10 protein-coding genes are annotated in these 8,251 nt (G+C 61.4%); 5 read left to right on the top strand and 5 right to left on the bottom strand.

The features are described 5' to 3' along the window. The coding region (locus tag KFO72_RS40670) for a hypothetical protein (RefSeq protein WP_225034464.1) at nt 1-188 on the top strand (188 nt) is incomplete at its 5' end. Here the strand turns inward: KFO72_RS40670 and pssA are convergent. The 5 genes from pssA to KFO72_RS40645 form a co-directional block, all read right to left on the bottom strand. After that, nucleotides 185-1,057 carry a CDP-diacylglycerol--serine O-phosphatidyltransferase gene (gene pssA, locus KFO72_RS40665; RefSeq protein ID WP_036003794.1) on the bottom strand — a complete coding sequence of 291 codons (873 nt, stop codon included), beginning with the start codon at nt 1,055-1,057 and terminating at the stop codon, nt 185-187. The genes KFO72_RS40670 and pssA overlap by 4 nt on opposite strands. A 20-nt stretch (nt 1,058-1,077) precedes the next feature. Further along, nucleotides 1,078-1,716: a phosphatidylserine decarboxylase gene (locus KFO72_RS40660; RefSeq protein ID WP_054930062.1), complete on the bottom strand. Its 639-nt coding sequence runs from the start codon at nt 1,714-1,716 to the stop codon at nt 1,078-1,080. A gap of 124 nt (nt 1,717-1,840) precedes the next feature. Then, nucleotides 1,841-2,938, bottom strand: a complete 1,098-nt coding sequence (gene ilvC / locus KFO72_RS40655; RefSeq protein ID WP_224100115.1) for a ketol-acid reductoisomerase — start codon at nt 2,936-2,938, stop codon at nt 1,841-1,843. Between the two features lie 21 nt (nt 2,939-2,959). Beyond that, nucleotides 2,960-3,451 carry an acetolactate synthase small subunit gene (gene ilvN / locus KFO72_RS40650; protein ID WP_007588180.1) on the bottom strand — a complete coding sequence of 164 codons (492 nt, stop codon included), beginning with the start codon at nt 3,449-3,451 and terminating at the stop codon, nt 2,960-2,962. A 111-nt stretch (nt 3,452-3,562) separates the two neighbouring features. Further along, nucleotides 3,563-5,326: an acetolactate synthase 3 catalytic subunit gene (locus tag KFO72_RS40645; protein ID WP_054930064.1), complete on the bottom strand. Its 1,764-nt coding sequence runs from the start codon at nt 5,324-5,326 to the stop codon at nt 3,563-3,565. A 420-nt stretch (nt 5,327-5,746) separates the two neighbouring features. Here KFO72_RS40645 and KFO72_RS40640 point away from each other — a divergent pair, with 420 nt between their 5' ends. From KFO72_RS40640 to KFO72_RS40625, 4 genes are read left to right on the top strand one after another with little or no spacing between them, the layout of a single operon-like run. After that, on the top strand, nt 5,747-6,310 hold the full coding sequence (locus KFO72_RS40640; protein ID WP_036003788.1) for an RNA polymerase sigma factor: 564 nt from the start codon (nt 5,747-5,749) through the stop codon (nt 6,308-6,310). Beyond that, entirely contained in the window at nt 6,307-6,735 is a 429-nt protein-coding gene (locus KFO72_RS40635) for a DUF3619 family protein (protein WP_180720077.1), read from the top strand. Before KFO72_RS40640 ends, KFO72_RS40635 begins: the two co-directional genes overlap by 4 nt. 17 nt (nt 6,736-6,752) lie before the next feature. After that, nucleotides 6,753-7,511 (top strand): DUF3106 domain-containing protein, encoded by a 759-nt coding sequence (locus KFO72_RS40630; RefSeq protein WP_054930060.1) that lies wholly within the window; start codon nt 6,753-6,755, stop codon nt 7,509-7,511. A 53-nt stretch (nt 7,512-7,564) separates the two neighbouring features. After that, on the top strand, nt 7,565-8,098 hold the full coding sequence (locus tag KFO72_RS40625; RefSeq protein ID WP_374727128.1) for an RDD family protein: 534 nt from the start codon (nt 7,565-7,567) through the stop codon (nt 8,096-8,098). The last annotated feature ends 153 nt before the right edge of the window (nt 8,099-8,251 follow it).

Here is an 8,251-nt window from a genome sequence, read left to right as displayed (position 1 = left end):
CGGCAAAGAAAAGTAGGTGCCGCCCCGCACAGGGGCGACGCCTGAAGCGCGCTAAGAATTCGCGGATGCCAGCGCAAAAGCAAAACACCCCGACCAGCACCGCGCGCAAAGCACCAAGGCAAACGCAAGCGCAAGCGCAAGCAAACCACCCCAGCGTCGCAGACAGAAAAAAAACCAAAACCCACTAACCAGGCCGCTGCGAGGAACGAGCCGGATTCCCCATCCCTCTCACGACGCGATACGCCCAAAACACGTACCCCGACAGGCCATAAAGCACAAACAGCCCAAACAGCATCAAAGGCGGATCAGAAGAAACCAGCACAAACGCGACCACCACGAGCAGAATCGCCGCAAACGGCACCCGATGCCGCACATCCAGCGCCTTGCCGCTGTAGAACGGCGCATTCGACACCATGGTCACGCCCGCGTAGATGGTCAAAGCAAAGGCAACCCAAGGCAACCAGACCAGTTTCAAAGGCACGCGATTATCCGTAGCAAGCCAGACAAAACCAGCGATCAACGCAGCCGCAGCCGGGCTCGGCATACCCTGGAAGAACCGCTTATCGACAACACCAATATTCGTATTGAACCGCGCCAGCCGAAGCGCCGCCCCCGAGCAATAAACGAACGCCGCGAGCCAGCCCCAGCGCCCGAGATCCTTCAGAATCCACTCATACATCACAAGCGCCGGCGCAACGCCGAACGACACCATATCCGACAGACTGTCGAACTGCTCCCCAAATGCGCTCTGCGTATGCGTCATGCGCGCAACGCGCCCATCCATCCCATCGAGCACCATCGCGACAAAAATCGCAATCGCGGCGACTTCGAAGCGCACGTTCATCGCCTGTACGACGGCGAAGAACCCGCAGAAAAGCGCCGCCGTCGTGAACGCATTGGGCAGCAGGTAGATCCCGCGCTTGCGCAGAAACTGCTGCCGCGCGGCGCGCCGGCTGTCGATCACGGATTCCGTTACCACGGACGGCTTGTTGCGCCTGAACGGTCGCGGCTGCGGCGCACCGCTGCTACGAGGACGACGCGGTTTGAATGCGGCCATCGAACCCTCCCTGTGCCGCTTTATAGTTCAGCCAGAACCGTGGACGAAGCCGAGACCTTCTCGCCGATCGACACACGCGGGCGGCTGCCCACGGGCAGATATACGTCCACGCGCGAACCGAACCGGATGAAGCCGTAGCGCTGGCCGCGCGTGAGCGGCTCGCCCGCCCTGACGTAGCAGAGAATGCGCCGTGCGATCAGGCCCGCGATCTGCACCGACGTCACCGTCGCGCCGCTCGCCGTTTCGATCACGACCGCGTTGCGTTCGTTTTCCGTCGACGCCTTGTCGACCGCAGCGTTCAGATACGCACCCGGAAAATATTCGACCTTTGAGATCGCACCGTCGACCGGCGAGCGCTGCGAATGCACGTTGAACACGTTCATGAACACGCTGATCTTCAGCGCTTCACGGTTTGCGTACGGATCATGCGTGGTTTCGACAGCGACGATGCGGCCGTCGGCCGGGCACAGCACCGCGTTGGCCTGCGTCGGAATGGGCCGCGCGGGGTCGCGGAAGAACTGCACGACGAAGATGAGCAACAGCCAGAAAATCCAGGCAATGCCGAACCCTGCGATGAAGTGGATCAACAACGCAACGACGGCCGCGATGGCGATGAACGGCCAGCCTTCGCGCGCGATGATCGGATGAGGGTAATTCATAAGGTTGGGTTCAGTCTTTTTGAAAACCGTAGGATAGCAAAAGCCGTCCAGGGTTCAGCACACCTGGACGGCTTTTTGATGCTTCCGGCGCATTTCGTGCGCCGGAGGAAGAAAAACAGGCAGATTAGTTCTTCGACTGATCGACCAGCTTGTTCTTCGCGATCCACGGCATCATCGCGCGCAGCTTCGAGCCGACCTGCTCGATCTGGTGCTCGGCCGTGATACGGCGACGCGATTGCAGCGTCGGCGCGCCAGCGCGGTTTTCGATGATGAAGCTCTTCGCGTACTCGCCCGTCTGGATGTCCTTCAGGACTTCCTTCATGACCTTCTTCGTCTCGTCCGTGATGATGCGCGGACCCGTCACGTACTCGCCGTACTCGGCGTTGTTCGAGATCGAGTAGTTCATGTTCGCGATGCCGCCTTCGTAGATCAGGTCGACGATCAGCTTCAGTTCGTGCAGGCACTCGAAGTACGCCATTTCCGGCGCGTAACCCGCTTCGACCAGCGTTTCGAAGCCGGCCTTGATCAGGTCGACCGTACCGCCGCACAGGACAGCCTGCTCGCCGAACAGGTCCGTTTCCGTTTCTTCACGGAAGTTGGTTTCGATGATGCCGGCACGGCCACCGCCGTTCGCCGCTGCGTACGACAGCGCGATGTCGCGCGCTGCGCCCGACTTGTCTTGCGCGACCGCGATCAGGTGCGGCACGCCGCCACCTTGCGAGTACGTACCGCGCACCGTGTGGCCGGGAGCCTTCGGCGCGATCATGATGACGTCGAGGTCAGCGCGCGGGATCACCTGGCCGTAATGCACGTTGAAGCCGTGCGCGAATGCCAGCGCTGCGCCCTGCTTGGCGTTGCCATGCACTTCCTTTGCGTAGACTTCGGCGATCTGCTCGTCGGGCAGCAGCATCATGACGACGTCGGCGCCCTTCACGGCTTCCGCCACTTCCTTGACCGTCAGGCCTGCGTTCTCAGCCTTGCTCCACGATGCGCCGCCCTTGCGCAGACCGACCGTGACGTTCACGCCGCTTTCCTTCAGGTTCAGCGCGTGAGCATGGCCTTGCGAGCCATAGCCGATGATGGTGACCTGCTTGCCTTTGATGAGGGAGAGGTCGGCGTCCTTGTCGTAGAAAACTTTCATGTCTGTTCCTTGGCGAAATTCAGAAAAATGTTGCGTGTGTAGTGCTTGGGCCGGGCGCTTGACGCAACGCCCGGCGCGGATCGAACCGATGTTGCCGGGTCGTTAAACCTTCAGGATACGCTCGCCGCGTCCGATGCCCGAACCGCCCGTGCGGACCGTTTCGAGAATCGCGGTGGCGTCGAGCCCTTCGATGAACGCGTCGAGCTTCTCGCTCGCGCCCGTCAGTTCGATCGTGTAGGTCTTTTCGGTGACGTCGATGATGCGGCCGCGGAAAATATCCGACATCCGCTTCATCTCCTCACGTTCCTTGCCGACCGCCCTCACCTTGATCAGCATCAGCTCGCGCTCGATGTGGGCGCCCTCTGTCAGGTCGACCACTTTCACCACCTCGATCAGGCGGTTCAGATGCTTCGTGATCTGTTCGATCACGTCGTCCGAGCCAATGGAAACGATGGTCATGCGCGACAGCGAACGGTCTTCGGTCGGCGCCACCGTCAAGGTTTCGATGTTGTAGCCGCGTGCGGAGAACAGGCCGACCACGCGCGACAGCGCGCCCGGTTCGTTTTCCAGCAGAACGGAAATAATGTGTCTCATGTTCGCTTCTTCCAGATATCGATGTATGCGATGCGTGCGATTTGCACCGCTCCGTCCGCGCTCATCTTTTGTGGAGATGTGCATGACGGAGCCGGCGCCAAAACGCGCTCGTTATAGATCTTCCGATCCGAGGAGCATCTCCGTGATGCCCTTGCCGGCCTGAACCATCGGCCAGACGTTTTCGGTCGGATCGGTCTGGAAGTCGAGAAACACCGTGCGATCTTTCAGGCGCAGTGCTTCTTTCAGCGCCGGTTCCACGTCAGCGGTCTTTTCGATCCGCATGCCGACGTGGCCGTACGCTTCGGCGAGCTTCACGAAGTCGGGCAGCGCATCCATGTACGAATGCGAATAGCGCTTGCTGTATTCGATCTGCTGCCACTGGCGCACCATGCCCAGATAGCGGTTGTTGAGCGAAATGATCTTGACGGGCGTGTCGTACTGCTTGCAGGTGGACAGTTCCTGGATGCACATCTGGATCGAGCCTTCGCCCGTGATACAGACGACGTCGTCATCCGGATGCGCCATCTTGACGCCCATTGCTGCCGGCAGGCCGAAGCCCATCGTGCCGAGACCGCCCGAGTTGATCCAGCGGCGCGGCTTGTTGAAACGGTAGAACTGCGCGGCCCACATCTGGTGCTGGCCGACGTCCGAACAGACGAACGCGTTGCCGTCCGTCAGCTCCCACAGCTTTTCGACCACGTATTGCGGCTTGATGATCTCGCTCTTGCGGTCGAACTTGAGACAGTCTTTCGAGCGCCAGCCTTCGATTTCCTTCCACCAGTCGGCAAGCGCCGCGGTGTCGGGGCCATGCTCGGCCGTTTGCAACTGCTCGATCAGTTCCTTCAGCACTTCCTTCACGTCGCCGACGATGGGGATATCCACCTTCACGCGCTTCGAAATCGACGAAGGGTCGATGTCGATGTGAATGATCTTGCGCGGACGCGACGAGAAGTGCGCCGGGTCGCCGATCACGCGGTCGTCGAAACGCGCGCCGATCGCGATCAGCACGTCGCAGTGCTGCATCGCCATGTTGGCTTCGTACGTGCCGTGCATGCCGAGCATGCCGAGGAATTTCTTGTCCGACGCGCGATAGCCGCCCAGCCCCATCAACGTGTTCGTGACGGGATAACCGAGCAGATCGGCGAACTGGTTCAGCTCGCGCGATGCATCCGCGAGGATAATGCCGCCGCCCGTGTAGATATACGGGCGCTTCGCCGACAAAAGCAGCGCGACGGCCTTGCGGATCTGCCCCGAGTGCCCCTTCGTGACGGGGTTGTACGAGCGCAGCGACACGCTTTTCAGCGGTTCGTACTGGCAAGCCGCCTTCGACACGTCTTTCGGAATGTCGATCAGCACCGGGCCGGGACGACCGGTACGGGCGATATAGAAAGCTTTCTTGACGGTGGCGGCGAGATCGCGCACGTCCTTCACGAGGAAGTTGTGCTTCACGCAGGGGCGCGTGATGCCGACGGTATCGCACTCCTGGAACGCATCCTGACCGATCGCAGCAGTCGGCACCTGGCCGCTGATGATCACCATCGGGATCGAGTCCATATAGGCCGTTGCGATGCCCGTCACCGCGTTGGTGACGCCCGGGCCGGAAGTCACGAGGCAGACGCCGACCTTGCCGGTCGAGCGCGCATAGGCGTCGGCGGCGTGAACCGCGGCCTGCTCGTGGCGCACGAGAACGTGCTGGAATTTGTCCTGCTTGTAAAGCTCGTCGTAGATGTAGAGTACCGAGCCGCCGGGATAGCCCCAGACGAATTCGACGTCTTCGTCGGCCAGTGCCTTCATGAGCACGGTGGCGCCGATAGAGTCAGCTTCGTGATGGGGGGTGGTATCCGACGTGGAGAATTCCGCGCTGGGCATATTCATCATTCACCTTTCGAATTTTCGGCAAAAAATTGATCGGGTGCTCTCTGCCGGGCTTGTGGCTCGGGTTCAAGCGGCGCGTCCAGTTTGACAGGAAGGCTTCTTGGGCCAACCTCAAATGAGACAAGTCACTTATGTTGCGAACCGTAGACGATATCTACGATACGTCCGATGGTCAAGCAAATATTTCCATGATTGACGGCGTCCGGCGTTTCATCGTCCATTTTCGACCGTTTTACACATGCGTTACGTACGGCTTGCGGTTGCCTTGACGGAAATGGCATATTTCGCGTTCGAAGCTCGATGCATGGCAAAAGCCTGCCGCGTTTTTCCCCGGCTCGGGTGAAAGTTTGTTAGCATCCGCGAGTTTTACGACATTTTTCGACCGATTCCGCGCACACTCGCTGCGCCGACCCCCAACGGATGGCATCAGACAAGGAACTCGCCGATTTTCTGGCGGGCGTCGAAAGGCGCGCGTTCAAGCAGACGGTCTACGCCGTGCGGGACGACGACGCGTCGCTCGACATCGTGCAGGACGCGATGATCAAGCTCGCCGAAAAATACGGCGACCGTCCTCCTGCTGAACTGCCGCTTTTGTTTCAGCGTATTCTCCAGAATGCGATGCACGACTATTTCCGTCGGCAGAAGGTGCGCAATACCTGGGTGAGCCTGTTCTCATCGCTGGGCAGTGCCGACGACGAAGACTTCGATCCGCTGGAAACATTTGAAAGCCAGGACGGCTCGACGGGCGTGGAGAGCAGCGAGCAGCGGCTCGAACGCGAACAGGTCCTGCAGTTGATCGACGACGAAATCCAAAAGTTGCCGGCTCGTCAACGGGAGGCGTTTCTGATGCGTTACTGGGAAGATATGGATGTCGCTGAGACTGCCGCTGCGATGGGCTGCTCGGAAGGCAGTGTGAAAACGCACTGCTCACGGGCCACGCACACGCTGGCGCAAGCGCTCAGGGCCAAAGGAATCACGCTATGAGCTCCGCTCCCGAAACAAAAGAACTCGAGTTTGCGCTGCAGCTTCGGCGCGCGCTCGACGAAAACGCTGCCCGCATTCCGCCCGCCACGACCGACCGGCTCGCCGCTGCGCGCCGTGCCGCACTCGCTCGCAAGAAGCCTGAGGCCGTGCAGGCGCCCGCTTTCGCGCCCGTGTTCGTCGGCGCGGGGACGCTTGCCCACATGCCGCAACCGGAACCTTCGCGCCGCCTGCCGCGCCTGCGCAAACTCGCGCTCGCCTGGCCGGTGCTCGCGCTGGTGATCGGACTCGCGGGCATCGCGTGGTGGGAAGACCACCAGCGCACGGCCGAGCTCGCCGATATCGATGCCGCCATGCTGAGCGACGACCTGCCGCTCAATGCCTATCTCGATCACGGGTTCAACGCGTACCTGACGCGCAACCACTGACCGGGGAGAGTTGACGGGTGAGTTACAAGCGCGGCCTTGCCGTTGTGTCCGGATGCGTGATTGCAGCCCTGGTGTCATTCGCCGCCACCTATCCGCGCTTCTACCCGACGCCCACGCCCGCCGCGGCGCCCGCCAGCGGTGCACCCGCGAAGGCAGCCGCGCCGGCGTTGACCGTCGAACTGCCGGGCTTGCCCATCTCGACCAGTCCGCTGGCGTGGTCGAAACTGTCGAACGCCGAACACGTCGCGCTCGCGCCGTTTGCCGCGCAATGGGACGCTTTCAGCGAGGAGCGCAAGCGCAAATGGCTGAAAATTGCGTCGCGCTATCCGAAGATGACGCCGGAAGCGCAGAAAGTACTGCACGAGCGCATGGCCGAGTGGGTGCGCATGACGCCGGAGCAGCGGCGCGTCGCGCGCGAGAACTATCAGGTCTCGAAAGAACTGCCGCGTGAGGCGCGTCAAAACGCGTGGAAGGCGTACCAGCAGTTGCCTGAAGAGCAGAAGCAAAAGCTCGCCGCAAGCGAGCACAAGCGCCGGCCGACCGTCGTCAGCGCGCCGCCTTCCGGCAAGTCCGAGATCAAGGACATCAACCGGCTGGTGAACGGCAAGGACAAGCTCGCGAGCGTGCCTGTGCCGCCTGCGACGGCAGGTGCGTCCGCCGGCGTCGCGGCGCCGTCACCCGGCGCGCCCGCCATTCCCGGCACCGGCAGCTTCGTGCCGGCCACGCCGACGCCTGTTTCGCCCTCCGACGCACCGTCCATCTTCAACGGCTCATAATCCCTCTGCGAGCCTGCGTCGCGGGCTCATCAACGGCAACCGAGGCCTAGCCTGTGTCCACATCCGTCGACTCCGCAGCCGTGCCGCTCCAGCCCGAATCCGTAGAACCCTCGACGCCGACCGTACGCCGGCGGCTCGCCGCGCTGATGTACGAAGGTGTGCTGCTGTTTGGCGTGGTGTTCCTCGCGGGGTATCTGTTCAGCACGCTCACGCAGCAGCGCAACGGGCTCACACATCACAACTGGCTCGCGGCCTGGGTGGGGCTGGTGGTCGGCGTGTACTTCGTCTGGTTCTGGACACACGGCGGGCAGACCCTGCCGATGAAGACGTGGCGCTTACGGGTGGTGGCCGCCAAGGATGGCGGGAGGCTTTCCCTGACGCGTGCTGTGTTGCGTTATGTGCTTGCCTGGTTGTGGTTTTTGCCGCCTTTGGCGGTGCATCCGATTTTTGGTCTTAAGGTGCCGCAGACGCTGGTTGTTGCTGGGGTTTGGTTCGTTTTTTATGCGGCTGTCGGCAGGGTTGGGGTGAGCCGGCAGTTTCTGCATGACCGGATCGCGGGGACTAAGGTCGTTTCGATTTCGAAGTGATTTTTTTTGCCTTCGGCGGTTTTTTTCGCTGTCGATTGTTGCGTTGTGGTTTGGTGTTTTTGGGTTTTTGCGCTGGCATCCGCGAGTTGCCTTTTCGATGGCATCCGCGATTCGTTAGCTCGCTTCACGCGTCGCCCCTGTGCGGGGCGGCAC

The organism is Paraburkholderia sp. XV (assembly GCF_020177535.1).
Classification (GTDB): domain Bacteria; phylum Pseudomonadota; class Gammaproteobacteria; order Burkholderiales; family Burkholderiaceae; genus Paraburkholderia; species Paraburkholderia caribensis.
Note: the sequence above shows the minus strand (reverse complement) of the source record. Positions and strands in the feature narration are given on the sequence as shown.